The 24,794-nt window shown below is 56.5% G+C and carries 21 protein-coding genes and 1 other annotated feature; of the genes, 18 read left to right on the top strand and 3 right to left on the bottom strand.

What is annotated here, in order from left to right:
- From PD282_RS18335 to PD282_RS18325, 3 genes are all read left to right on the top strand, one after another.
- Entirely contained in the window at positions 1 to 2,106 is a 2,106-nt protein-coding gene (locus tag PD282_RS18335) for a beta-galactosidase (RefSeq protein ID WP_274652083.1), read from the top strand.
- Positions 2,107 to 2,122: 16 nt separating this feature from the next.
- On the top strand, positions 2,123 to 2,947 hold the full coding sequence (locus tag PD282_RS18330) for an SDR family NAD(P)-dependent oxidoreductase (protein ID WP_274652082.1): 825 nt from the start codon (positions 2,123 to 2,125) through the stop codon (positions 2,945 to 2,947).
- Positions 2,948 to 3,331: 384 nt separating this feature from the next.
- Positions 3,332 to 4,486: an MFS transporter gene (locus tag PD282_RS18325; protein ID WP_274652081.1), complete on the top strand. Its 1,155-nt coding sequence runs from the start codon at positions 3,332 to 3,334 to the stop codon at positions 4,484 to 4,486.
- Positions 4,487 to 4,560: 74 nt separating this feature from the next.
- Here PD282_RS18325 and leuA read toward each other — a convergent pair whose 3' ends face one another.
- Positions 4,561 to 6,219, bottom strand: coding sequence for a 2-isopropylmalate synthase (gene leuA / locus PD282_RS18320; RefSeq protein ID WP_274652080.1), 1,659 nt, complete (start codon positions 6,217 to 6,219; stop codon positions 4,561 to 4,563).
- Between the two features lie 76 nt (positions 6,220 to 6,295).
- Positions 6,296 to 6,545: a binding site (T-box leader), on the bottom strand.
- A 684-nt stretch (positions 6,546 to 7,229) separates the two neighbouring features.
- On the opposite strand from leuA, the gene PD282_RS18315 reads away from it, so the two are divergent.
- The 7 genes from PD282_RS18315 (at position 7,230) to PD282_RS27575 (ending at position 14,261) form a co-directional block, all read left to right on the top strand.
- On the top strand, positions 7,230 to 8,165 hold the full coding sequence (locus PD282_RS18315; protein WP_420832368.1) for a carbohydrate ABC transporter permease: 936 nt from the start codon (positions 7,230 to 7,232) through the stop codon (positions 8,163 to 8,165).
- A 76-nt stretch (positions 8,166 to 8,241) separates the two neighbouring features.
- Positions 8,242 to 9,048, top strand: coding sequence for a carbohydrate ABC transporter permease (locus PD282_RS18310; RefSeq protein ID WP_420832367.1), 807 nt, complete (start codon positions 8,242 to 8,244; stop codon positions 9,046 to 9,048).
- 108 nt (positions 9,049 to 9,156) lie between these two features.
- Positions 9,157 to 10,536, top strand: a complete 1,380-nt coding sequence (locus PD282_RS18305) for an ABC transporter substrate-binding protein (RefSeq protein WP_274652077.1) — start codon at positions 9,157 to 9,159, stop codon at positions 10,534 to 10,536.
- A gap of 16 nt (positions 10,537 to 10,552) precedes the next feature.
- Entirely contained in the window at positions 10,553 to 11,383 is an 831-nt protein-coding gene (locus PD282_RS18300) for a sugar phosphate isomerase/epimerase family protein (protein ID WP_274652076.1), read from the top strand.
- A 19-nt stretch (positions 11,384 to 11,402) separates the two neighbouring features.
- Positions 11,403 to 12,266: a sugar phosphate isomerase/epimerase family protein gene (locus PD282_RS18295; RefSeq protein ID WP_274652075.1), complete on the top strand. Its 864-nt coding sequence runs from the start codon at positions 11,403 to 11,405 to the stop codon at positions 12,264 to 12,266.
- A 35-nt stretch (positions 12,267 to 12,301) separates the two neighbouring features.
- On the top strand, positions 12,302 to 13,270 hold the full coding sequence (locus PD282_RS18290) for a Gfo/Idh/MocA family protein (RefSeq protein ID WP_274652074.1): 969 nt from the start codon (positions 12,302 to 12,304) through the stop codon (positions 13,268 to 13,270).
- A 16-nt stretch (positions 13,271 to 13,286) separates the two neighbouring features.
- Complete coding sequence (locus tag PD282_RS27575) at positions 13,287 to 14,261, top strand: Gfo/Idh/MocA family protein (protein ID WP_476703963.1); 975 nt, start codon at positions 13,287 to 13,289, stop codon at positions 14,259 to 14,261.
- A gap of 124 nt (positions 14,262 to 14,385) precedes the next feature.
- Here the strand turns inward: PD282_RS27575 and PD282_RS18275 are convergent, their stop codons facing one another.
- On the bottom strand, positions 14,386 to 15,423 hold the full coding sequence (locus PD282_RS18275; RefSeq protein ID WP_274652073.1) for a LacI family DNA-binding transcriptional regulator: 1,038 nt from the start codon (positions 15,421 to 15,423) through the stop codon (positions 14,386 to 14,388).
- 170 nt (positions 15,424 to 15,593) lie between these two features.
- Here PD282_RS18275 and PD282_RS18270 point away from each other — a divergent pair, with 170 nt between their 5' ends.
- The 3 genes from PD282_RS18270 to PD282_RS18260 are packed head-to-tail and all read left to right on the top strand — an operon-like array spanning position 15,594 to position 18,534.
- The gene (locus PD282_RS18270) at positions 15,594 to 16,328 is read left to right on the top strand and encodes a 6-phosphogluconolactonase (RefSeq protein ID WP_274652072.1); all 735 of its coding nucleotides are present in this window, start codon (positions 15,594 to 15,596) and stop codon (positions 16,326 to 16,328) included.
- A 27-nt stretch (positions 16,329 to 16,355) separates the two neighbouring features.
- Positions 16,356 to 17,537, top strand: a complete 1,182-nt coding sequence (gene nagA, locus PD282_RS18265; RefSeq protein ID WP_274652071.1) for an N-acetylglucosamine-6-phosphate deacetylase — start codon at positions 16,356 to 16,358, stop codon at positions 17,535 to 17,537.
- Positions 17,530 to 18,534 (top strand): Gfo/Idh/MocA family protein, encoded by a 1,005-nt coding sequence (locus PD282_RS18260; protein ID WP_274652070.1) that lies wholly within the window; start codon positions 17,530 to 17,532, stop codon positions 18,532 to 18,534. The genes nagA and PD282_RS18260 overlap by 8 nt, the downstream gene beginning before the upstream one ends.
- An 81-nt stretch (positions 18,535 to 18,615) precedes the next feature.
- On the opposite strand, the gene PD282_RS18255 is transcribed toward PD282_RS18260, so the two are convergent.
- Positions 18,616 to 19,305 carry an HAD family hydrolase gene (locus PD282_RS18255; RefSeq protein ID WP_274652069.1) on the bottom strand — a complete coding sequence of 230 codons (690 nt, stop codon included), beginning with the start codon at positions 19,303 to 19,305 and terminating at the stop codon, positions 18,616 to 18,618.
- Positions 19,306 to 19,528: 223 nt separating this feature from the next.
- On the opposite strand from PD282_RS18255, the gene PD282_RS18250 reads away from it, so the two are divergent.
- The 5 genes from PD282_RS18250 to PD282_RS18230 all read left to right on the top strand — a co-directional run bounded on the left by PD282_RS18250 (position 19,529) and on the right by PD282_RS18230 (position 24,793).
- Positions 19,529 to 20,638 carry an NADH:flavin oxidoreductase gene (locus tag PD282_RS18250; protein ID WP_420832309.1) on the top strand — a complete coding sequence of 370 codons (1,110 nt, stop codon included), beginning with the start codon at positions 19,529 to 19,531 and terminating at the stop codon, positions 20,636 to 20,638.
- A gap of 393 nt (positions 20,639 to 21,031) precedes the next feature.
- The gene (locus PD282_RS18245; protein WP_338045254.1) at positions 21,032 to 21,679 is read left to right on the top strand and encodes a helix-turn-helix transcriptional regulator; all 648 of its coding nucleotides are present in this window, start codon (positions 21,032 to 21,034) and stop codon (positions 21,677 to 21,679) included.
- Positions 21,680 to 21,720: 41 nt separating this feature from the next.
- A complete protein-coding gene (locus PD282_RS18240) occupies positions 21,721 to 22,686 on the top strand; it encodes an ABC transporter ATP-binding protein (protein ID WP_274652066.1) in 966 nt (321 codons plus the stop codon).
- Positions 22,683 to 23,675, top strand: coding sequence for an ABC transporter ATP-binding protein (locus PD282_RS18235; RefSeq protein ID WP_420832366.1), 993 nt, complete (start codon positions 22,683 to 22,685; stop codon positions 23,673 to 23,675). The genes PD282_RS18240 and PD282_RS18235 overlap by 4 nt, the downstream gene beginning before the upstream one ends.
- Positions 23,676 to 23,698: 23 nt before the next feature.
- On the top strand, positions 23,699 to 24,793 hold the full coding sequence (locus tag PD282_RS18230; RefSeq protein ID WP_274652064.1) for an amidohydrolase family protein: 1,095 nt from the start codon (positions 23,699 to 23,701) through the stop codon (positions 24,791 to 24,793).
- Position 24,794 lies beyond the last annotated feature (1 nt).

Here is a 24,794-nt window from a genome sequence, read left to right as displayed (position 1 = left end):
ATGTCCAAAAAGGAACTGCCTCAGCTGCCGTACGGCGCCGTGTATTTCCGCAAATCGAATCCGCCGAAGGCGGATTGGGAGCGCGATTACCGGACGGCTCGCGAGGACGGCATGAATCTGTTCAGGCACTGGTTCATGTGGGGCGCGATTGAAATCGCGCCCGGCGTATTCGACTGGGAGGACTACGACCGTCAGCTTGAGTTGGCGGCTCAAAACGGGATCAAGACCATCATCGCCGAGATGATCGTCTATGCGCCCGAATGGGCGTATGCCCGCTTCCCCGATGCTTTGCACACGGATATTCACGGGCATAAAGTGTACAGCCAGATGGGCGGAAGCAGCGCGACCGGCGGCATGGGCGGGCTTTGTCTCGACTGCGGCGGAGCGAAGGAGCTGGCCGGCCGGTTTCTGACGGAGCTCGTGCTGCGGTACAAGGATCATGAAAGCATGGCCGGCTACGATATTCACAACGAATGCAACTATCAGATGAGCGGCGCCTGCTGCTGCAAGTATTCGCGGGAGAAGTTCCGCGGCTGGCTGAAGGAAAAATACGGCACGGTGCAGGAGCTGGCGAAAGTCTGGAGACGGTACAGCTATACCGATTGGAGCGAAGTTCAGCCGCCGGCAAAGCTCGGCCTGTATCCGGAAACGATCGACTGGCTGCAATTCAACAAGGATAAGCTGTACGAGCTTATCCGCTGGAGGCGCGATCTGATCGCCGCGTTGGACAGCCGCAGCTTCATTACGGCGCATGGCGAAGCGGCCAGCTTGGTCAAAATGGCCGCCGCCGGGTCGGACGATTGGGAATCCGCCAAGCCGGTAGACATTTACGGCTTTACCTGGGTGGCTTCGCGGAAAGGAAGCGAGCCATGGAAGCAGTGGCACGCGGTGGATTTGACGCGGGCGGGCTCCGCGGGAAAGCCGTTCTGGCATGCCGAGATGCAGGGCGGCCCGCTCTGGCTGCAGCCGCAGGTGGTCGGACGGCCGAAATCGGACGGCCGGGTTACCGGGGCGGAAGATATCCGCCTCTGGAACTTGACCTCGCTGGCCGGCGGCGCGCGCGGGCTGCTGTTTCCCCGGTGGCGCCCGCTGCTCGACGGACCGCTGTTCGGCGCCTTCGGCCCTTACGGAATGGACGGCTCGCGAACGGACCGTTCCCGCATGGCCGGGACGATCGCGAAGTGGGCCAATGCGCCGGAGCAGCGAGATTTGCTTGCTTCTTCCCCGATTCGAGGGGAGATCGGTCTTCTCGTCGTTCCGGAGACCGAAATGCTGAACTACATCTTCTCGCTGCAGGGCGATTACGATTTTTACGCCAAAGCGATGTGGGGCGCATATCGCGGATTTTTCGACAATCATATTCAGGCGGACTGGGTCCATATCGACCGGATCGACGAATACGACGTCCTTTACTTTCCTTTCCCGCTGATGCTGACCCGGGAGCATGCGGAAAAACTGAAAGCTTGGGTCAAGAACGGCGGGATCCTGATCAGCGAAGGCTGCCCGGCCTATTTCGGCGACCGCGGCAGCGTCGGTCCGGTGCAGCCGAATTACGGTCTCGACGAAATGTTCGGGGCTGCGGAGGAAACCGTGGAGTTTATGCCGGACATTGCGGATTCCATCACCTTCGAAGCCGGCGGCGGCGAGGTCAGGGGCGGCGTCTATTTGCAGTCGTACCGGGCGACGTCGGGCACGCCGGCGGGCAAGTACCCGGACGGCCGGACGGCCGTCATCGAGCATGCCTTCGGAGCGGGCAAAACGATGCTGATCGGGACGTTTCCGTCGGCGGCTTATTACCGCGCAAGTGATCCCGAGAACAAGCGGTTTTTCGCGGGCGTCCTGCGCTGGTCCGGGAAGGAACCGCAGGTCCGGGTAAGCGCTCCGGAGGTGCAGGTGCGCCTGCATGACGGCCCTGGCGGAAAGTTTGCCTGGATTCTCAATCACGCGGCGGAAACCGTTCGGACCGATATTCGCATTTCTCCGGCGTTCGCCAAAATATCGTCCGCCGAGATGAGGTGGGGGCAAAACGTCCCGAAGGTCGAAGGCAATCTGCTGCATGCGGAGCTGCCGGCGAAAGATGCAATCATCGTCAAAATGATCGAATGAAGAGGAGAGCTGACGGATGCTGAACAATAAAATCGCCGTTATTACGGGTGCAGGAATGGGGATTGGCAGAGCGATTGCGCTGACCTACGCACAAAACGGAGCGCATGTCGTCGTCAATGATATCAAAGAAGACGCCTTGCAGGAAACGATGGAGCTGCTCGGGCACATCCCGGGATGCCGGGCTTACGCCCATGTCGGTGACATCTCGCTGAAGGCTTCGGTCGACGAGCTGTTTCAAATCGTCGAAACCGAGTTTGGCCGCATCGATATTTTGGTGAACAATGCGGCTTGGACGACCTGCGGCCGGCATTTTCTCGAATACGACGAAGAGTTCTGGGATCTGGTTGTGCGCAACAATTTGAAGAGCGTGTATTTGGCTACGCATCGGGCGGCGACGATGATGGCTTCGCAGGAAGAAGGAACGATCGTCAACCTGTCCTCGATCGGCGCGACCAGGGCTCACCGCCAAATGGTGGCTTACGACTCGTGCAAAGGGGCGATCGAAGCGTTCACGAAGGCGACGGCCCTCGATTTGGCGCCGTGGAATATCCGCATCAATGCGATCAGCCCGGCTTCCATACTGGGAACGCCGGTCAAAAAAATGGATGAAAGCGTCCTGCAGAGGCGCGATCCGGCGGATTTCGCCTCGCCGATTCTCCGGCAGGGGACGCCGGAGGATATCGCGAACGCCGCTTTGTTTCTGGCGTCGGAGCAGTCCAGCTTCATGACCGGCCAAACCGTTGCCGTCGACGGCGGCATGAGCATTCAGGCAAGGCCGTTTGCCAGAGACGCGAAGCCTGCGGTTACGCCGGCATCGTGGAAAGCAAACCTGAAGCCGTAACCGGCAGAACCGGGGCCCATCGCCGGCGGCCGGTCATCCGGGCGACTGACCGGCCGACCGGCCGCTAAGCCGGTGCATCCGTTTTTCGTACTTAAAGCCGCTTTGCCGAATCGGGCAAGGCGGCTTTTTTGCGCGCGTTCTGTTCGCCGGCATCGCCGATCGCATCGGCCTCGCAGGTTTTGGGGAGACGGGAACAACGCACGGTCCAAAATGGGATCGATTGCATTGTATGTAGAGAACCGGCTTTCGAATGACATTAAGCATCAGGTTACGGAAGGGAAGAGACCTCACATGGCAGAACGCAGCGATGAAAACGGCGAATCGGGCGCAGCAGGAACGGAGCACGGATCGAACCCTGCAATAGCCGCGTGGAAGCTCTCTTTCATGACCTGGTTATTCGCGTTGTGCGGTTTGGTTGTCATTGCAAACGTTTATACGATGATTCCCATTACGGGGGACGTTGCGCAAGCTTTGCACGCTTCAATCGGCAGGACGGTTTGGTCTAGCAGCATGTTCTCGATTTGGTATGCCGTCGGTTTCTTGGTGTTCGGACCATTATCCCATAGATTCGGGCGAAAGCAAATCATCGTTTCCGGCCTTCTGTTGTTGACGTTAACCACATTTTTGGCAGGTTTCGTCCATACGGCCGGCCAGCTTGTCCTTCTTCGTGCCGTACAAGGATTTTTTGCGGCTTCCTTTCAGCCAGTAGCGCTGGCGTACGTATTTGAACGATTCCCCGTTGAAAAAAAGGGAACGGCCATTTCCATCCTCAGTACCGGATTTCTGATGGCGGGAATCGCCGGCCAGGTCATCAGCTCGTGGGTGACGGAGCGCTATGGCTGGTCAAACGTATTCGTATTGTTTGGCACGCTGTATGGGCTTGGTTTTTTTGTGACGTGGATCATTCTGCCGGCGGGAGAAAAACCGAATCGGGATGCACGCTTCCTCGCGGCATGGAAGAACATGATCGTCTTATTGCGAAGCCCGAAGCTGGTCGGTGCTTATAGCGTCACCTTTACCTTATCGCTGGCCTTCGTTGGCATGTATGCCGCAATGGGGGATTATTTCATCTTTACGTACGGGCTGGCGCCTGAACAGGTGCTTCATATCCGCGCAATGGGCATGGCGGGTATGCTCGTATCGCCGTTCGCCGGTCGATTGATCGCCCGTTTCGGAGTGAAAAGGGTGCTGGCGGGCGGACTGGCGGGCGCAGTCTGCGGCTTGCTGCTCGAATCCGGAATGCCGAAGGTGTATGAAATCGCAGGCTCATCCGTCATTTTTGTAGCGGGCGTTTCCGTATTGATTCCGACCTTCATTCATTTGGTCGGCATTTTGGGCAGCCGGGACAGAAGCGGCGCCGCGGCGCTGTATACGTTTATTCTCAATTTGGGAGCAAGCGCCGGGCCGCTGCTTCACCCTGTCGGAGGCTTTCGGATCATCACTCTGCTATTGTCCGGCGTCCTGATGGTTTCGATGGTCATTTCCGTCACCCTGCGGCTATCGGCCGAACCGGCCGCGGAGCAAGCGAGGATGAAATAAGCCGAAAAAAATCCCCTTCCGGTGACCGGGGAAACGTTCGTCCGCGGACAACCGGGAGGGGAGTCGGTTCGCCATTACCGGCTCATGTTGTTTAAGGCGCTGAACAGGGCTTTGACCGACGAGGTCATAATATCGGCGTCCATTCCGCAGCCCCAATAGACGCTTCCGTTCGGAGAGGTGATGCCGATATAGGAGACCGCCTGGGATTTCGAGCCGGTTTCCAGTGCGTGCTCCGTATAGACCAAATCGGTATATTCCAGCCCGAGATGGGTTTGCAGCGCATTGCTGATCGCATCGAGCCTGCCGTTTCCCGTGCCGGCAAGCTCTTGGGTGCCACTGCCGGTTCGAACGGTGACGACGGTTTGAAAATCGTTGTCGCCGTCGGAACGGTACTTCACAAACTCGAGCGGCGTCCCGATATTCACGTATTCCTTCACGAAAATATCGTGGATTTCACCCGGCATCAGCTCCTTTTGCAGCCGGTCCGATACGTTTTTCACGCAATAGCCGAAGTGCTCGCGCATTTTCGGCGGCAGATCGAGCCCGTACTTTTGCTGCAAAATGTAGCCGATCCCGCCTTTGCCGGACTGGCTGTTGATGCGGATAATATCGCCTTCGTATTCCCGGCCGATATCCTTCGGATCGATCGGCAGATAAGGGACCGACCAGCGCTGGGCTTCCTTGACGTCGCGCCATTTCATTCCTTTGGCAATCGCGTCCTGGTGCGAGCCGGAGAAGGCGGTGAACACAAGCTCGCCGGCGTAAGGGTGCCTTTCGCTCACCTTCATTTTGGTCAGCCGTTCGTAAACGGCCATGATGCCGGGAACATTCTCAAAATTCAGCTTGGGATCCACCCCGTGCGAATACATATTCAGGGCGAGCGTAACAATGTCCACGTTCCCCGTACGTTCGCCGTTTCCGAATAAGGTGCCTTCCACCCGCTGAGCGCCGGCGAGCATCCCCAGCTCCGCATCCGCAACACCTGTTCCTCTGTCGTTATGCGGGTGAAGCGACAAAATGACATGCTCCCGGAAATTCATATGTTCGCTCATGTATTCGATCTGGCTGGCGTAAATATGCGGCATCGACATGGACACCGTGGCCGGAAGATTGATAATGACCGGATTGTTCGCTGTCGGCTGCCATACGTCAAGCACCGCGTTGCAAATGTCCAGCGCAAAATCCACTTCGGTGCCGGTGAAGCTTTCCGGCGAATATTGGAACTGGAAATTGCCTTCCGTTTCCGCGGCGCACTGCTTCAGCAGCTTTGCGCCGGTAACGGCGATATCGATAATTTCGGCTTTGGATTTGCGGAACACCTGCTCCCGCTGGGCAACGGAGGTCGAATTGTACAAATGCACCACGGCTTTTTTCGCGCCCTGCAGCGATTCGAACGTTTTGCGGATAATATGCTCCCGGGACTGCGTCAGCACCTGAATCGTTACGTCGTCCGGGATCAGATTCTGCTCAATCAAGGTGCGCAAAAAGGTGAATTCGGTATCCGATGCCGCGGGAAAGCCGACTTCGATCTCCTTGAACCCGATCTCGACGAGCAATTTGAAGTATTCGAGCTTTTCCTCCAGATTCATGGGGACGATCAAGGCCTGGTTTCCGTCCCGAAGATCGACGCTGCACCAGATCGGGGCTTCGGTAATGTATTCCTTCCGGGTCCAATTCAAGCTTGACTGCGGCGGCATAAAGTAGCCACGGGCGTACTTTTCGTAATTTTTCATGCTGGCGGCCATCCTTTCGTTAGGGGTTCCTGCTCCTGTTACGGATTTTCGGAATGCAAAAAAAGCCTTCCATCTCCAAAGAGACGAAAGACTTTAACATCTTACGCGGTACCACTCTCATTCATACCGAAACGGTATGCACTCGGTGGATAGGAATGATAACATTCGTATCCTCCCATGATAACGGTCAGGCTCCGGCTCCGCTTACTGACGAGTTCAGCGGGCAACTCCAAGGCGAGTTCGGATCTCCTTCACGGCTGCTTCGCACCGGCCAGCAGCTCTCTGGTCGTTTCGGAAATCGTACTAGTCCTCTTCGGCGTATTTGAATATGTAGCATTATTTTATACGTTCCGGACCGGGTTTTCAAGCGAGTAACGAAATAAAATTTTGACGATCCCTGAAGGGGCCCCATTTATTGGAAGGATTCCGCAGGCAACGTTCGACGGCATCGATCCAACGGTGTCGTTTTTCGATTTAGACGCTGCAGCCGGCGTATCGTCTTCAATGGCCTGAAATGTCGTCATCGGTACTTATTTTGCTTGAAATTTGCAAAAAAATGACTATTTTAAAATAAAAATCTATTGACACGAATGAGCTGTCTTAGTAGTATGAAATCAAACATTCCATTCCATACAAATTCAACCAATTCGCGAAGGGGGAGTAGATCGAAAGAATCCGGAACGCGCCGTAAAGTCAAACCGATTGCAGCTTTTATTTTTCCCATTTAAGAAATCGATTACTAAAACTCCATTCTTTTCATCGAAGTTCGCCCACTCAACAGCTCTGTCCTGCTTCAATACCTTCATCCAGACGTGCGAAATAGCTGCAAAAATCAATAAGAAGTCTTCACTTCAATAAGAAATCGATTACTGAAATTTCAGTCTGCATTTGCAGCTGACCTGCCGCCGGAATCGTCTTTTTCGTTTGCTCTCGGGCCTAATCGTTCCTTGGATTTCGTTCATCCTGTACCGGTAAAGCCGGGGGAAGGGGGATTAAACATGGCTGTTACCATGAAGCCTGCAAGCAGCCCGGCCGTCCGGACGATCCGCAGAAAAAAATGGATCGGCCGCAACGATCTGATGGGATTTGCGTTCGTCTCGCCGCTCGTCGCCGGCATATTGGCATTTGCCGTTTATCCGATGGTTTCCGCGCTGTATTTGAGCTTCCAGCAAACCTCGGGTGCGAGCTTGGCGGGAAAATGGGTAGGGCTCTCCAACTACAACTACGTCTTTAACGACCCTATTTTTTGGAAATCGCTTTATAACACGTTTTACATGGGCGTTTTATCCGTCGTTTTCGGTATTTTCGTTTCGTTTGTTTTGGCCAGCATGATCAACAGTCTCAAAGGGACCCGGTCAAAAAATTTATTCAAGGGCATTTATTTCCTGCCCAATGTCGTGTCCGCCGTAGCGTCGACGCTGTTGTTCTCCTTTCTGTTTTTTCCGACCAATCAAGGGCTGCTCAATTTTGTGCTGGGTCTGTTTCACATCCCCCCGGTCGGCTGGTTCACGGATCCCAAATTTTCGCGGATCAGTATTGTGCTGATGAGCATGTGGGGCGCGCTTGGGTACAACACGATTATTTTCATCGCCGGACTGCAGAGCGTGCCGCGGGATCTGTACGAAGCCGCCGAGGTTGACGGCGCGAACGGCCTCCGGAAATGGCGGCATATTACGATTCCGTACATGCGTCCGATTTTCGTGTTTATGATCGTGCTGGGCACGATCGGCAGCATGAAGCGCTTCACGGATGTGTGGCTGATCGGCGGAACGGCCGGCAATCCCGGCGGGACGCTGCTCACCTCGGTGCTGTACATTTACCGGAACGCTTTTTTGGCCGGACAGATGGGTTTGGCAACGGCGGCTTCCTACCTCTTGTTTCTCGTCATTCTCATCATGACCGTGCTTATGCTGAAATTGAACCGGAAGAAAGACAGTTTCGATTAGCGGGAGGGGATGAACCGTGTCTGCTGCTGCATTTAAGGAGAGTTCCAGACGCCGAAACGATGCCGTCACGCAAGGAGTGCTGATGGCCTTGCTGGTCGCAGGCTCGATCGTCATGATCGTTCCGCTCGTTTGGATGCTGAGCACCAGCTTCGACTGGTCCGCCAGACTCGAAATCGGATTCCCGCCGAGATTTTGGCCCGAAGAGCCTTCTTTGAAAAATTACCAGGCGGCGTTTACCAACGTACCGATGCTGAAATACATATTCAATTCCCTGGTAGTCGGCGCCGGCGTTATTGTCGTCAGCGTCATTTCCGCTCTGCTTTCCGGGTATGCGTTGTCCAAAATCCGTTTTCGGGGCTCCAATCTGGTGCTCGTCATGGCGTTAAGCACCATTATGATCCCGTTTGAAATGACTATGATTCCGCAGTTTCTGCTGTTCAGCAAATTGCACCTGACCGATTCGTACGTCGCCTTTTATTTGCCGGCGCTCAACTATGCGTTCGGAACCTTCCTGGCCAAGGCGTTTTTCGATCAGCTGCCTTCAAGCCTGCGCGAAGCGGGCGTCATCGACGGGGCGCACGAGTTCACGGTATTCGGCAAAATCTATTTTCCGCTTTGCACGCCTGTCGTCGCCACGCTCGTCATTCTGCTGTTCCTTGGCGTGTGGAACGACCTGCTCTGGCCGCTGCTGGTGCTGAAGAGCGCGTCCAAATTCACCATTCAGCTCGGTCTCGCCATGTTCACGTATAACAGCGGCATCAACCGTTTCCCGTCGATTATTATGGCCGCCACCATGGTCAGTCTCGTGCCGGTCATTCTCGTTTATCTGTTCTTGCAGCGCTACATTATCGAGAGCATCGCATTGACGGGAATCAAGCAGTAAGGCTCCGCTATCCGCCAGGCTTTCCGGGGAAGCGGGCCCTGTGCATTTCAATTTTTGCAGGGAATGCCCGGCTGTAAATAGAAAAAATATGGAGGAGGAGTCTTGCGTATGAAAAAATGGATGCTCCTTATAATGGTCGTGACGACGGTATTGTCGCTTGCGGCTTGTTCTTCCGGAACGAATTCGGCTTCCGATGCGGCGCCGGCCGTCAAGAAGGTATCCGACATGTCGGGAACCGTAAGGGTTGCCTTGGCAGGCTGGCAGCTGGATAACGGGATCGATCCGCTGACCGGTTCGAATTCGATCGGACTGAATCAATTCCTGAATGAAACCTTCAAGAAAATGTATCCGAACATCAAGCTGGAAATTTCTCAGGTTCCTTGGGAAAATGCGAAGGCCAAACAATATTCCATGCTGCTTTCGAACGAGGTCGACGTGATGTATACCGGCGGGGCGTATGCGACCCAATTTTATCAGGAAGGCCTGCTGCGGAATATCGACGACCTGATCGCCGGCGACAAAACGTTCGATCCGAGCATTTATTTGGACGGGGTATGGAACAACTCCTACAGCACGAAATCGCTCGACAAGAAGCATCAATACGGCATTCCGGCCGTGCTCGGAAGACGGATGACCATTTACGACAAGAAGCTGTTTGACGATTGGGGCGTCGCGCCGCTTTCCGATGCGGCAACGCCCGAGGATATATTGAATGCGGCGCTGAAGATGACGGGCAAAAATCCGAAAACCGGCGAGCAGAATTACGGGCTGTATTGGGAAGGCAACTCGCTCAACGCTTCGATGCTGGTCGGTCTCACGCTTGCGTTCGGCGCCAAAGGGGCGGAAGGCTCCCTCAGCGACATGAAGCACGTCAAGTGGGAGCTGAATTCGCCGGAGATGGTCAAAGTTTTCGAGTGGGTTAAAAAGGCGGCGCCGCTTGCTCCTCCCGGATTCGTGAACGGACAGGGCGCGGAAAACTTCGGCTTGGCCAAAAATGACATTGCGATCGGGATCGACCAGTCCGGCGGCGCCACGATGAGCGATTTTCAATCCTCCAAGGACACGACGCTGCTCGATCGATTCGATACCGCGATGAACATCGGGCCCAAAGGCGAAAGCTGGGTCGCCGTCGACCCGTTCGTGATGGCCAAAAACGCCAAGGACGTCCAGGCCTCGTGGGAGGTCATGAAATTTCTGTCAGGATATGAGACGCAAAAGCATAATTATCAGTATTTCGCCTCTACGCCGACGCTGAAAAATCCGGATTTCATTCTTCCCGAAGACAAATACGTCAAGGAAGCGCTCAAGATTGCCGACCTCGGCCACTCCGAATTGATGGATGAAGCGAACCCGTTCTATTTGAGCGATATCGTTCCCGCCTTCAACGGCTTCGCCAGCCAGGCGGCGAAAGGAAACGCGCCGGACATTCAAACGTACCTGGACGACCTGCAGAAGCGTGCGGTGAATTGGTCGAACAATTTGAAGTAGGCAGGTGAGGAGCTGTATGCTGAAAGGGATCAATCAATGGTGCTTCCCGGAAGGAACGCCGCTGGAAACCGTGTTCGATACGTGCAGGCGGGCCGGCTATGACGCGGTGGAGCTGAATCTTTACGCGCCCGGCGGCGCCGGGCTCACGATGGACACCACGCCGGGCGAAGCCGGAGCGATCGGCGCGATGGCCCGCAAATACGGCCTGCAGCTGCGAAGCTTGTCCACCGGGCTTCTCGGCAAATATCCGCTGTCGTCGGCCGACGAGCACGTCCGGGAAACGGGCCGAAGCGTGATCCGGAAACAGCTTGAGCTTGCCGCCGCGCTCGGCATCGATACGATTCTGGTCGTGCCGGGAAGGGTGACCGAGCAGGTTGCCTACGATGTTTGCTACACGCGCAGCCAGGAGGAGCTGCGGCGTATGATGCCCGAAGCAGAGGCGCGCGGCATCTTCGTCGGCATCGAAAATGTGTGGAACAAGTTTCTTCAGTCCCCGCTTGAGATGGCGAGGTACATCGACGAGCTCGATTCACCGTATGCCGCCGCCTATTACGATGTGGGGAATACGCTCAGCATCGGCTTTCCCGATCAATGGATCCGCATTTTGGGCAGCCGGATTAAGAAAGTGCACGTGAAGGATTTCAAGCCGGAAGCGGGCGGTTACAGCGGCTTCGTTCCCCTCTTGGCCGGGGGCGTCAACTGGGGCCGCGTACGGGAGGCCCTGCGCGAAATCGGCTATACGGACACGCTGACCGCGGAGCTCGATCCGTACGCCGCCGCGCCCGAGCAGCTTGTTTTCGATACGGCGAGACATCTGGATTTTATCATTCGCGGAGAAATCGGATAAAAAAGCGAGGTTTTAGGAGATGAAGGTAGGCTTAAGCACATACAGCTTGTCCCGGGCGGTCAGATCGGGCGAAATGGACGTCCTGCAGGCGATCGAATGGATTGCGGAAAACGGCGGCGAGCATGTGGAAATTTCGCAGTTCGGGTTTAATCTGGAGGAAACCCCCGAGCTGGCGGACGCCATCATTCAGAAAGCCGGCGAGGCGGGGATTGAAGTGTCCGGCTTCAACATTTCCGCCAATTTTATAAGGCCGAGCGAAGCGGAGTACGAAGCCGAGATCGAACGCGTCATCCGAAGCGTCGACATCGCAGCCCGGCTCGGCGTTCGAACGATGCGGCACGACGTCGCCTCCCGGCCGAAAAACGAATGCTCGATCCGGCAGTTTGAAGCGGATCTGGAAAGGCTGGCGCGCGCCTGCCGAATCGTAGCCGATTACGCCGCCAAATACGGCATTACGACAACCGTTGAAAACCATGGATTTTTTATTCAATCGAGCGACCGGATCCAGCGCCTGGTCGATGCCGTCGATCGTCCGAATTACAAAACGACGCTCGATATCGGCAATTTCATGTGCGTGGACGAGGACCCGGTATCCGCGGTCAAGAAAAATCTTGCCTATGCCTCCATGATTCACCTGAAAGATTTCTATCTCCGGCCGGCTTACCGGAATCCCGGGGAAGGATGGTTCGAGACGTTAAGCGGCAATTATTTGCGCGGCGCGATTTTCGGGCAGGGGGATATCGACGTGCCGGAAGTGATCCGGCAGATCAAAGCTTCCGGCTATGACGGTTACTTGTCGATTGAATTCGAAGGCATGGAGGAGTGCAAAGCGGGCTCGAGAATCGGGATGGCAAACGCAAAGCGTCTATGGGCCGAGGCGTGAGGAGAATCGTTAATCAGAGGAGATGACGGCTGTTTATGGTGCGAGTTGCTGTAGTCGGCGCCGGCGGAATCGCGGCGGAGCATCTGAAGCATTTGCATGACAACGAACAAGTCAAGCTGGCGGCCGTATGCGATATTGTACAAGCCAGCAGCGAACGGGCGGCCGAACGGTACGGGGCGGTCCCGTATACCGATTTCGACGCGATGCTGGACCATGAATCCATCGATGCGCTGTTCCTTTGCGTTCCGCCGTTCGCACACGGCGATATGGAGGAGAAGGCCGCCGCGCGCGGCATCCATCTGTTTGTGGAGAAGCCGCTCGGGCTGGATCTGGAAACGGTCCGAAGAAAAGCCCGCGCGATTCGCGAAGCCGGCATTATCGCCGGAACGGGCTACTGCCTGCGGTACTTGGACACCGCCGCAAAAGCCAGGGAATATTTACAGGGCAAGACAATTGCCATGGTTCGCGCCCACCGCTTCGGCTCTTTCGTGACGGTGCCCTGGTGGAAGGATAGGACAAAATCCGGCGGTCAGCTGATCGAGCAAACGACGCATAATGTGGATCTGCTCCGCTACCTGGCCGGCGAGATCACGCACGTTTCGGCGGATATGGCGTTAAACGTCATGAAGGAAATCGACGGCATCGATATTCCGGATGTGTATTCCGTCAACTTCCGGTTTGCTTCCGGCGCGGTCGGCCATCTCGACACCTCGTTCGTCGACCAGCCCGACAGCCGTTCCGGTCTGGAAATTATCGGGCGCGGCTTCCGGGTCGTCTTGGACGGCACCTCGCTTACGATTATGGAAAAGAATTGGACGATGACGTATAAAAGCCGGGTCAACTTCTACAAAGAGCAGGACGACGCCTTTATCGAAGCCGTCGCCGCCTTGGATCCAGCCGGAATATTGGCTCCATACGAAGAAGGGATGAAGACCTTGGAGGTTACGCTGGCCGCCCATCGCTCGTCCGAAACCGCTTCTTTCGTCAAACTCGGAACGGAATGAACGGGGAGGGAATGATATGGCGGACAAAATGAGATTTGCCATTGTCGGCGCCGGCGTCATTGCGCCGTTTCACGCCAAGGCGGTTGCGCTGCACCCGGACGCGGAGCTGGTTGCCGTAGCGGACATCGAGAAGGATAAAGCGGAGCGGCTGAGCGAAACGCACGGCATTCCACTCGTCTATACCGATTACGAGCAAATGCTGAAGCGGGACGACATCGACGTCATTTGCGCAGCGGTGCCGAGCGGGCTTCACCATGAGGTCGCGATCGCAGCGGCGCAGGCGGGAAAGCATGTTTTATGCGAGAAGCCGCTGGATATTGCGTCCGAACCTATGACCCGGATGATCGATGCCTGCAGGCAGAGCGGCGTAAAGCTGGGCTGCGTATTTCAGCGGCGGGTCATGCCCGCGTCCATCGCCGCCAAGAAGGCGGTCACGGAAGGGAAGCTGGGCAAGCTCGTGCTCGGAGACGCTTATTTGAAATATTACCGCAGTCCGGACTATTACCGCAGTGCCGGCTGGAGAGGCACATGGGCAATGGACGGCGCTGGCCGGCGACGTTGCATCGGTGTTCGCGTATTCGGCTCCCCTGCTTCGAGACATCGAGGTCGAGGATACGGCGGTGGCCGTGCTGAAATACAAAAACGGGGCTTTCGGCGTCATTCAGGGCACGACTTCCGTATATCCGGCGCAGGAAACCCGGTTCGAGCTTCACGGCGAGAAGGGCACGATCATTTTCGGGACAGCGGCTTTAAACAGTGGAGCTTCGCAGGCAGCGACGAAGAAATGCCCGAGGCGGAAGGGATGGTCAACTCCGGCAGCGATCCCGCCAACATTGCCGGAGACGGCCATTATATTCTGGTGGACGACATGATCAAGGCCGTGCGGGAAAACCGCGATCCGCTCATTACCGGAGAAGAAGCGAGAAAAGCGGTGGACTTGATATTGGCCATTTACGAATCGTCCAGAACGGGAAAAGAAGTCGTTTTATAGCAGAAGTCGTTTTACAGCGGAACGGCCGCAGCAGCCTGCCATTCTTCGGAATGGCGGGCTTGCTTTATTTGCTGCACTTCCCCCCGCGTTATTACCGTGCCCGGCCCCCGGCGGCTTCGCGCCGTTAATCGGCTCTTGCGGCGACGGAGCTGCGCTCGATCAGCTCGGGCTGCAGCATGAAATTGAGATACGGCTTTTTGTTCCCGTTCATCATGTCCATCAGCATGCCGCAAGCCATTCGCCCCATCTCATAATCGGGCTGCTTGACCGTTGTCAGCGCCGGCGTAATCATGCGCCCGAATTCAATGCCGTCGAAGCCCACGACTGACACGTCCTGCGGCACCGAAAGCCCCTGCGAAGTCAATTCGTTAATAATGCCGAACGCGGTCATATCGTTGCAGGCAAAAATCGCCGTCGGCCGGTCGGAGCGGTCGAGCAGCCTGCCCGTCAACCGCTTGCCGTTGTCGAACTCGTAAATGCCGTCATAAGCGGCTTTCGATTCCGCGCCGGCTTCTTCGACCACAGGCTCCAGTCCAAACTGGCGCATGGCATCCAAGTATCCTTGGCAGGTGCTTTTGCGGCTCGGACGGTCGAGGGGAGAAGTGACATAAGCGATATTCCGATGCCCCTTGCCGATCAAATACGTCGCCGCCATATATCCGCCTTTGCGGAAATCGAACTCGATGCGGGATACTTCCTTCTCGTCGATATCCTGATCCAGCGCAATGACGTTCAGCCCCAAATCGATGAGCTGCTTCAAAAGCTTGGTGTTATTGGAAATGGACGAGATAATGAGTCCTTTGATCTGTTTTTCGAAAATGGTCTTCATGAACTGTTCCTCAAGCTTCGGATCCTGCCTGGCATTGCAGAGCAGGACATGGTAGCCGTGATCGACGGCGATCTCCTCGATCCCCGAAATAACAGACGAATAAAAAGGGTTGGTGATCGACGGGATGATGACGCCGAGCGTCATGTTGGTATTCGTTTTCAGCTGCTTGCCCAGCTGATTCGGAATATATTTCAGCTCGGAGGCGGTTTTTAAAATTTTTTCCCGCATGGCGTGACTGACCGGATAGGTGCTGTTGCTGAGCACTCTGGAAACGGTTGCAGAGGAAACCTGCGCTATTCGGGCGATGTCGTGAATCGTTATCGTTTTTTTCATTGAATAGTCTCCAAATATGTTTTATGATGATCGTAATCGATTTCTGTCTGTTTGTATTATAGCAACGAATTTTATTTTCGCAAATTCCGGCCCGTTCGTTCGGAAGGAAAAGGGATAAAGCATCGACGTTTTAGAAATCGATTACTATTGTTTACGATGGAGGAGCCGCAATGAACATTATGGTGACGGAAAATCCGCAGGAGCTCGGGAGGGAAGCCGCCCGTCTTGCGGCGGAAGCGATCAATAAGGCGATTGCGGCGCGCGGCGGCGCGCGAATCGCGCTCTCGACCGGCGCATCGCAATTCGAAACGCTGGATGAGCTCCGGAAGCAGAACGTGGATTGGACGAAAGTGGACATGTTTCATTTGGATGAATATATCGGCATTACCGAAGAGCATTTGGCAAGCTTCCGCAAATATTTGAAGGAGCGCTTTACGAGCAGGGTACCGTTGAAAAACGCCTATTTTGTCGACGGCGAAGGCGAATACGAGGACAAGATGAAGCGGCTGTCGGAAGAGCTCGCCAAGGCCCCGGTCGATCTCGCCCTTATCGGAATCGGGGAAAACGCGCATATCGCCTTCAACGATCCGCCGGCCGATTTCGGCCGCAAAGAGCCGTACATCGTCGTCAGCCTCGATGAAGCGTGCAAGCTTCAGCAGGTGCGTGAAGGATGGTTCCCGTCGGTGAGCGAGGTGCCGGTACAGGCTATTTCCATGTCCGTCCACCAAATTATGGAGAGCAGGACCATCGTTTCCGCCGTGCCTCACGGGGTGAAGGCGAACGCGGTCAAGCTGGCGCTGGAGAGCGGCGTTCGGCCGGAAGTGCCCGCATCGATCCTGAAGACGCATGCCGATTGGACGCTTGTCCTGGACCGCGAGTCCGCCGCTTTTGTGAAAAACGATTGACGCCAGGCGAGGAGGCGAGGATAAGGGATGGAAACGGTGTTTACGGCGCGGCATTGGCAAACCGGACGGACCGTGAAGGTTGACGTTGCAAACGGCACCATCGCGGATATCGCGGAAACGGACGAAGCGGCGCAGCTGTCGATCGCACCCGGGCTGATCGACATTCAGGTGAACGGGATCGGCGGACATGATTTGAATGATCGCCGGATCACGACGGAGACGGTTCGCGAAGTGGTCAAGCAGCTTTACCGGGGAGGCGTCACCCGTTTTTGCCCGACCGTCGTGACCGGACCGAAGGACCGGATGCTCCACGGCATCCGGACGATCGCGGCCGCCTGCGCCGCCGATCCGACGGTGAACCGCGCGGTTATCGGCATCCATGTGGAAGGGCCGTTTATAAGCGCGGAAGACGGGCCGAGGGGAGCTCACAACAAGGATTGGGTGAGAGACCCCGACGAGGCGGAATTTATGGAATGGTACGATGCGGCCGGCGGAAAAATTTGCAAGGTGACGCTGGCTCCGGAAAAGCCGGGCGCCATCGCGTTCATCCGGATGCTGAAGCGTATGGGCATCGTTGCCGCGATCGGCCACACCGGCGCTTCCGAAGAGCAGATCCGCCAGGCCGTGGACGCCGGCGCTTCCATGAGCACCCACCTGGGAAACGGCGCACATCCTTATCTTAAACGGCATCCGAATTATATTTGGGCGCAGCTGGCGGACGACCGATTGTGGGCCGGATTGATTCCCGACGGCCACCATCTGCCGGATTCGACGCTGAAGTGCATGATCCGCGTCAAAGGAGACAAAGCCATTCTGACCAGCGACGCGGTTCACTTGGCTGGCCTGCCTCCGGGCCGTTACGCGACGGGATTTAACGACGATGTGATCTTGGAAGAAGACGGGCTGCTGCACGTGGCCCATACCCGCGATATTTTGGCGGGGGCCGCCACGCCTCTGCACATCGGCATGGAAAGGGCGGTCCGCGCGAACGTCTGCTCACTGGATGAAGCCGTGCGGATGGCGACGCTGAACCCGGCCGCGCTCTTCGGATTGGACCGGCAGGGCATCGGCAGGCTGGAAGCCGGCTCGCCCGCCGATTTTATCTTGTATCGTTCCGGTCAGGACCGGCCTTTCGACATCGTACAAACGGTTTCGGGCGGAACGGTTATTTATGAAGCTTGCGAGGGAAAGGAGGGCGGCCGTGAATAACAAGGCTTTTGCCGTCATCGGCTGCCGTCATGCCCATATCGGCCTCTTTATTCGCGAGATGCTCGCCTTGGGCTATCGCTGCGCGGGAATTTGCGAACCGGACGAATCGCCGGTCGCGGCTGCATTGGCGGATTCGTTCGGCGTCCCGCTGACTGACAATCCGGAGCGATTGCTGACCCCCGAAGTAGGCGTTGTCGGATGCGCGGCGGTTAATAACGAAAAAATCGATGTGATCGAAATGTGCGAGAAGCACGGGAAGCCGGTCATGCTCGATAAGCCGCTCGTTACGAGCCGGGAAGGGCTCGGCAGGCTGGAGGGCGTGATCGCCCGCGGAAGCATTGAGGTCGGCATGCTGCTTACCTCGCGGGATAGCCGGTCGATTTATACGCTAAAGCAAACCATCGACGAAGGGCGGCTCGGCAAAATCGTCAGCATCACGATGCGCAAGCCGCACCGGCTGTCGCCGGCAGCAAGAGAGCCCTGGCATTTCGCAAAGGAACAAAACGGCGGCCCGATCGTCGATTTGCTCATTCACGATTTCGATTTGCTGCGATGGTTAACCGACCGGGAAATTGCGGGGATGAACGGCATGATGGCGAAAAACGTGCTGCCGGAATATCCGGATTTCTACGATACCGCTGCGGTGCAGGTTAGGATGGAAGGTAATATTTTAGCGCAGCTGTATACCGACTGGCATACGCCCGAAACCTGCTGGGCATTCGGGGACTGCCGCATTTTCGTTTCCGGCACGGAAGGCTGCGCCGAGCTTCGCTTGTATGGAGATCCATCCGTTGCCATGGAGGAATTGATGTTCGTACAGACGAACAGCGAGAAGCTGCACCGGGTTGAACTGCAATCGCCGGCCGTTACGGTGATCGAAGATTTTTTGAACCGGATCGAAGGAAAGCCGTATCGGATATCGCATCAAGATTTGCTGCTTGCCAGCAGGGCGGCTATTGAGGCCGATGAGCAAGCACTGCGGATTCGTTCGATTTGAACATTCTTAAGGAGTATGAAATATACGCATGCAAATGCAAGGACACAGCTGAAAATTAAAGGCGCCGGCTGCAGGACGTATTTATTGCGCAGGACCCAGCAGCAGCGGCAGAAGCTCGCCGATTCGCGAGACGATTGCATCCGGGCGGTCCGGACCTTCCGGAAGCGGCTGCTCGCAGGCGTAGCCCTGCTTTACCCAAATGGCCCGCATCCCGAGCCGCTTTGCCGGAACGATATCGTTATCGATCCGATCCCCGATCATGACGGCCTGTTCCGGCGGACAGCCGGCCTGTTCAAGTCCCATTCGAAAAAAAAGCGGATCCGGCTTCGCCATCCCCGCTTCTGCCGATGCGCAGACGACCTTGAAGTAGGGGGCGAAGCCGTATCGTGCGATTCGTTCCAGGGTTCCGGGACCCTGATTGGCGATAATGCCGAGCTTATGACGGCGGGACAGCGCCGCAAGCAGCGGCAGGGAGTCCGGAAACGGACGTTCCAGGTCTTTGCGGTACTTCATGCTCCGCCTGACCTGCTCCCGCAAATCTTCTGTAGGGATCAATCGCTCCATTACGGTTCGCATCGGAAACCCGGAAAATTGCCGGTAAGCTTCCCGGACGCCGTGTTTGACTTGTTCAGGCGAAAAACGGAATCCGATTTCCTCCGCCCCGCTCACAAATTGGCGTATGCTCTCGTTTATCGCTTCCGACTCATCGATCAAGGTTTCGCCGAGATCGAAAAAAATCCAGCGAATAGGGTCCGTCCAAGGCAGCGGCATCCCTGATTCCTCCGTTCTTAACCTTTTCACCAAGTATTATACGAAGTATTGCTCGGAATGAACAAGTTTTTGTCTTTGTGCGCGTCTGGATTCATTTAGCAGCGTGTGGTATGATTGGAAAAATATAAAACCGCTTGGTTTAATATTCCCTGCCGGAAAGCCGGATATCAGGTTGTAATGGGCAATGTGTCTCCCTTTTTTTTATCTAAAGGAGGTTTTTGGTGTGTCTGAACTGCAGCAAGCCGTATCATCGCTTTTTCAACCGTTCCGATCGGATAGACTGAACACGGACAACCGGATCGTAATGGCGCCGATGACAAGAGGGTATTCGCCGGACGGCGTTCCCGGGGACGACGTAGCCGCTTACTACGGCCGCCGGGCGGCGCATGGGGTCGGATTAATCATAACGGAAGGAACGCTTATCGAACATCCGGCAGCCGGCGCCAATCCGAATTGGCCCCATTTTTTTGGCCATGCCGCGCTGGAAGGCTGGTCGAAAGCCGTCAAAGCCGTTCATGCGGCGGGAGGGAAAATCGTTCCCCAGCTGTGGCACGTCGGGATGGCCCGGAAAATCGGAGATCTGCCGAATCCGGACACGCTGCCGATCGGGCCTTCCGGACTCGACTTAACCGGAGAGAAGGTGACGCAGCCGTTGTCGGAAAACGAGATCGAGGCGCTTATTTCGTCGTACGCGCAGGCGGCCGAGGATGCGGTGCGAATCGGTTTTGACGGAATCGAGCTGCATGGCGCGCACGGCTATTTGATCGATCAATTTTTCTGGGGGCGCACGAACCGGAGGGAAGATAAGTACGGCGGCGATTTGGCCGCGCGTACCCGTTTCGCCGTTGAAGTCATTCGAGCCTGCCGCCGGTCGGTCGGACCGGATTTTCCGATCATTCTGAGGTTCTCGCAGTGGAAGCCGTCCGATTATGACGCGAAGCTTGCGGAAACGCCTGCGGAGCTGGACCGGTTTCTCGCGCCGCTTGCGGATGCGGGCGTCGACGTATTCCACTGCTCCACACGGCGTTACTGGGAAGCCGAATATGAGGGATCGCCGCTCAACCTCGCCGGCTGGACGAAAAAGCTGACGGGGAAGCCGACGATTACCGTAGGCTCGGTTGGCCTGGACAACGAGTTCCGGAGCAGCCGCGGGGATACCGCTCAAACGGCGGAGATCGACGATATCGCGGAGCGGCTCGATCGGGGCGAGTTCGATCTTGTGGCGGTAGGCCGGGCGCTGCTTGCCAATCCGGATTGGGCGGAGCTGATCCGGAGCGGACGTCCGGGCGAGCTGAAAGCATACGATACGCAGGTATTGCGGTCCCTTTATTAAATGAATTGCCGATGGGATCCGATAAGGTTTAGTCGGTTAACCGAAGACGCTTTTTCCCGATAGGGGAAAGGGCGTCTTTTTTTATACCGGCACGTCGAATTCGGAGGAGAGAAGAAGTCCCGGGCCCGGCACGAGCCATGACCGGTTCGATGCCGGCAGGGTTGAAACACCTTTTCCCGGCGAGTCATATTTAATGACACGAATCTGAAAAGCGCCATGTAACCGTGGAAAATGAAGCGATTACAACACTTTAGAAGCGGATGGAACATTTTGAAAACGCTTTTTACATGAAATATTAGTTGACATGCCGAAAACGGAGGCTATAATCATTATTGAAAATATTTTTTTTGAACTAAAAAATATTTTGGTTAAGGGGGCGATGACTTGGAGAACGTGAACGATGAGAAGGAGTTTCTGACTTCGTTGATCAAAGGAATCGCGGCTCAGGTCGGCGAGAAGTGCGAGGTCGTGCTGCACGATTTAACCCGCAGCTACGACAGCTCGATTATCGCGATCGAGAACAACCAGGTGACAGGCCGTACGATCGGTGACAGCGGTACCAACTTGGGACTCGAGGTGCTGCGCGGATCCGTGCAGAACGGGGACCGGTACAATTATATCACGCAGACGAAGGACGGGAAGATTCTCCGTTCGACCTCGATCTACATTCGGAACGAAGAGGGTAAGACGATCGGCGCCATCTGCATCAATCTGGATATCTCGGATTTCATCATGGCGGAGAAAACGCTGAAGTCGATCACACAGCACAATTTTGAGGCGCGGGCGCCGGAAGTCGAGGAAGTGTTCGTCAAGGACGTCAATGAGCTGCTCGACTATTTGCTGCAGGAATGCCAGAAAGAGATCGGCAAGCCGGTCTCGCATATGAGCAAAGAAGAGAAGATGCAGGCGATCCGGTTTCTCGACCAGCGCGGCGCGTTTCTGATCAAGAAAGCGGGGGACCGCGTCTGCCAATTGTTCGATATTTCCAAGTACACGCTCTACAACTACCTCGACGAGGGACGAGGAACGGCCTCCAAATGATGAATTTTACAAAATAGAAGCTATTTCCGGGAGGTGATGACGTGTCGCAGCCTTTGCTGTCTGTTAGAGGCTTGAAAACGTATTTTGTCGGCGGCGGAGCCGAGGTGCGAGCCGTCGACGGCGTCGATCTGGACGTTTATCCGGGCCAGATCGTCTGTGTCGTAGGCGAGTCCGGTTCAGGCAAAAGCATGACGTCCCTGTCCATCATGGGACTTTTGCCCAAACCGCAGGGCCGGATCGTCGCCGGCGAAATACGGTTCGACGGACGGGACCTCGTTCCGCTGAACGAACGCGAGATGTCGGAAATCCGAGGCAATGATATTTCGATGATTTTCCAGGAGCCGATGACCTCGCTGAACCCGGTACTGACGATCGGCGACCAGATCACCGAGGCGCTGCTCCGCCACCGCAGGATCGGCCGCAAGGAAGCCGGCGCGAAAGCCGTCGAGATGCTCAAGTTCGTAGGCGTACCCCGCGCCGAAGCGATCGTCAAGGAATACCCGCACCGGCTGTCCGGCGGCATGCGCCAGCGGGTCATGATTGCGATGGCGATGGTGTGCCGGCCGAAACTGCTGATCGCCGATGAGCCGACCACAGCTTTGGATGTGACGATTCAGGCGCAGGTGCTTGAGCTGATGCGTTCCATGCGGGAACAATTCCATACGGCGATCGTGCTTATCACGCACGATTTGGGCGTCGTGGCTGAAATCGCCGACCACATTGTGGTGATGTACGCCGGACAGATCGTGGAGAATGCGCCGGCGGACGAGCTGTTCGCGAATCCCGGCCATCCGTATACGAAGGCGCTGCTGGACTCGATTCCGGCGATGGACGAGGAGAAGGACGAGCTGTATTCCATCCCCGGTACCGTGCCCGATGCCGCACATTTTCCGAACGGCTGCCGCTTTGCCGATCGATGCCAGCTGGCCAGGGATTCCTGCAGGCAGTCGGAGAAGGAATTGCGCCCGATCAAGTCCGGGCATTGGATCCGGTGCGATGTCGTCTGACAAGCCGGAACAGAAAGGAGAGGAACATGGCTCAACATTTATTGAAAGTTCGGAATATTAAGAAATATTTTCCGATTCGCTCCGGATTGTTGAGACGGACCGTCGGCCATGTCAAGGCCGTGGACGATGTGTCGTTCGAATTGGCGGCCGGAGAGACGCTCGGCATCGTCGGCGAATCCGGCTGCGGCAAGTCGACACTGGGGCGTATGATCATGCGGGTGACGGATCCGACCGACGGCGACATTCTGTTCGAGGACGTCAACCTGACGCAGATGAGCCGGACGCAGCTGCGAAGCATCCGCGACCGATTTCAAATGGTATTCCAGGATCCTTATTCGTCGCTGAACCCGCGGATGAATGTCGGCCAGATTCTGTCCGAGCCGCTTGTCATCAAGGGGATTCGGAAGAAGGAAGCATTGGAGAAGGCGGCCGGTCTGCTCGAGCGGGTCGGGCTCCGCGCCAGAGATCTGGAGCGGTATCCCCACCAATTTTCCGGAGGACAGCGGCAGCGCATTGGCATCGCCCGGGCCATCTCGCTGAATCCCAAGCTCATCGTGGCGGATGAAGCGGTCTCTGCTCTCGACGTGTCGATTCAATCGCAAATTTTGAATTTGATGATGGATTTGAAGCATGAATTGAACCTGGCCTACATCTTCATCTCCCACAATCTCGCCGTGGTGCGTCATATTAGCGCCCGCGTCGGCGTGATGTACCTGGGCAGCATGGTCGAGCTGGGCGACAAAAGCGATGTGTACGGCAGCCCTCTGCATCCTTACACCCAAGCGCTGCTGGCTTCCGCGCCGGTCGCCAGGCGTGAGGCGAACCGGCAGCGGATCGTGCTCGAGGGCGAGCTGCCCAATCCCGCCAATCCGCCGGCCGGCTGCCCGTTTCACCCCCGTTGTCCCCAAGCGATGGACATTTGTGCCCGCCAGAAGCCGGCGCTGAAGGAAGCCGCTCCGCGTCACAGCGTGTCCTGCCATCTGTATTAACAATCGAGAGTGAGGTTCTTTGCATGGACTATCCATCCTATGTTTCCGTCGTCGATCCTTTGACCCGTTCGGTCTATCCGGCCGCGCTGGAACGGACGGAAGAAGGCTTCGCGCTGCACCGCACGGACGCAGACGTCCGTCCCGACGTGTATTTGTCGCCCGGCTGGATCGATCTTCACGCCCATGTCTACGACGGGGTAGCCGATCTCAGCGTCCCGGCGGACGCGATCGGTCTGGCGACCGGCGTTCATCTGATCGCCGACGCCGGCAGTGCCGGAGAAGGAACGATCCGCGGGCTTCGGGAATACGTTGCGCCCCGGTTCGAGACCGAGATCCGGTCGTGGCTGAATATCAGCTCCATCGGACTGGCCCACATCCGCGAGTTCACCGATTTATCCTTGATCGATATCGACAAGACCGTTTCGGCGGCTGTCGGTCAGGCGCCTTTCGTGTGCGGCATCAAGGTCAGGTCCAGCGGCGCCATCGTCGGCAAGCTCGGGCTCATTCCTCTGCAGATGGCGCTGCTAGCCGCCTCCGAAGCCGGCTTGCCCTTGATGGTGCATATCGGAGAAGCGCCTCCGCTCATTGACGATGTGCTTCATCTGCTTCGCGAGGGCGACGTGGTCACGCATTGCTTCCACGGCAAAACAGGCCATCCTTGGCAGCCCGGCGGCACGCCCGGGAGGGCGCTGCAGCAAGCGCTCGAGAGAGGGGTGATACTCGATGTCGGTCATGGAGCGGCAAGCTTCAGCTTCGACATCTGCCGCAATGCGCTGAATCAAGGCCTATCGGGCGTGTCGATCAGTACCGATGCCCATATTCGCAACATCAACGGTCCCGTCTACAGCCTGGCCGTGACGATGACCAAGCTGATGTACTGCGGCATGAGTCTGTGCGACGTCATTGCAGGCGTCACGGCCGTTCCGGCCGGCGTGCTGCGGATGAACGACTGGTGCCGTCTGGAAGGCACGCTGGCTAAAGCCACATTGTTCCGGATCGCGGACGGTGACGCTTCGAACGTCATTTACTCCGATGCGGGCAAATCGGTTGTCCGTCCGAAGCAGATCATTGAGCCGACAGCCGTCATTACGGGCAATCTAATGAAGAAGATATCTTAAT

This window comes from Paenibacillus humicola, from assembly GCF_028826105.1.
Lineage (GTDB): Bacteria > Bacillota > Bacilli > Paenibacillales > Paenibacillaceae > Paenibacillus_Z > Paenibacillus_Z humicola.
The sequence above is the reverse complement of the archived record's forward strand: the minus strand, read 5'-3'. Positions and strand labels throughout refer to the sequence as shown.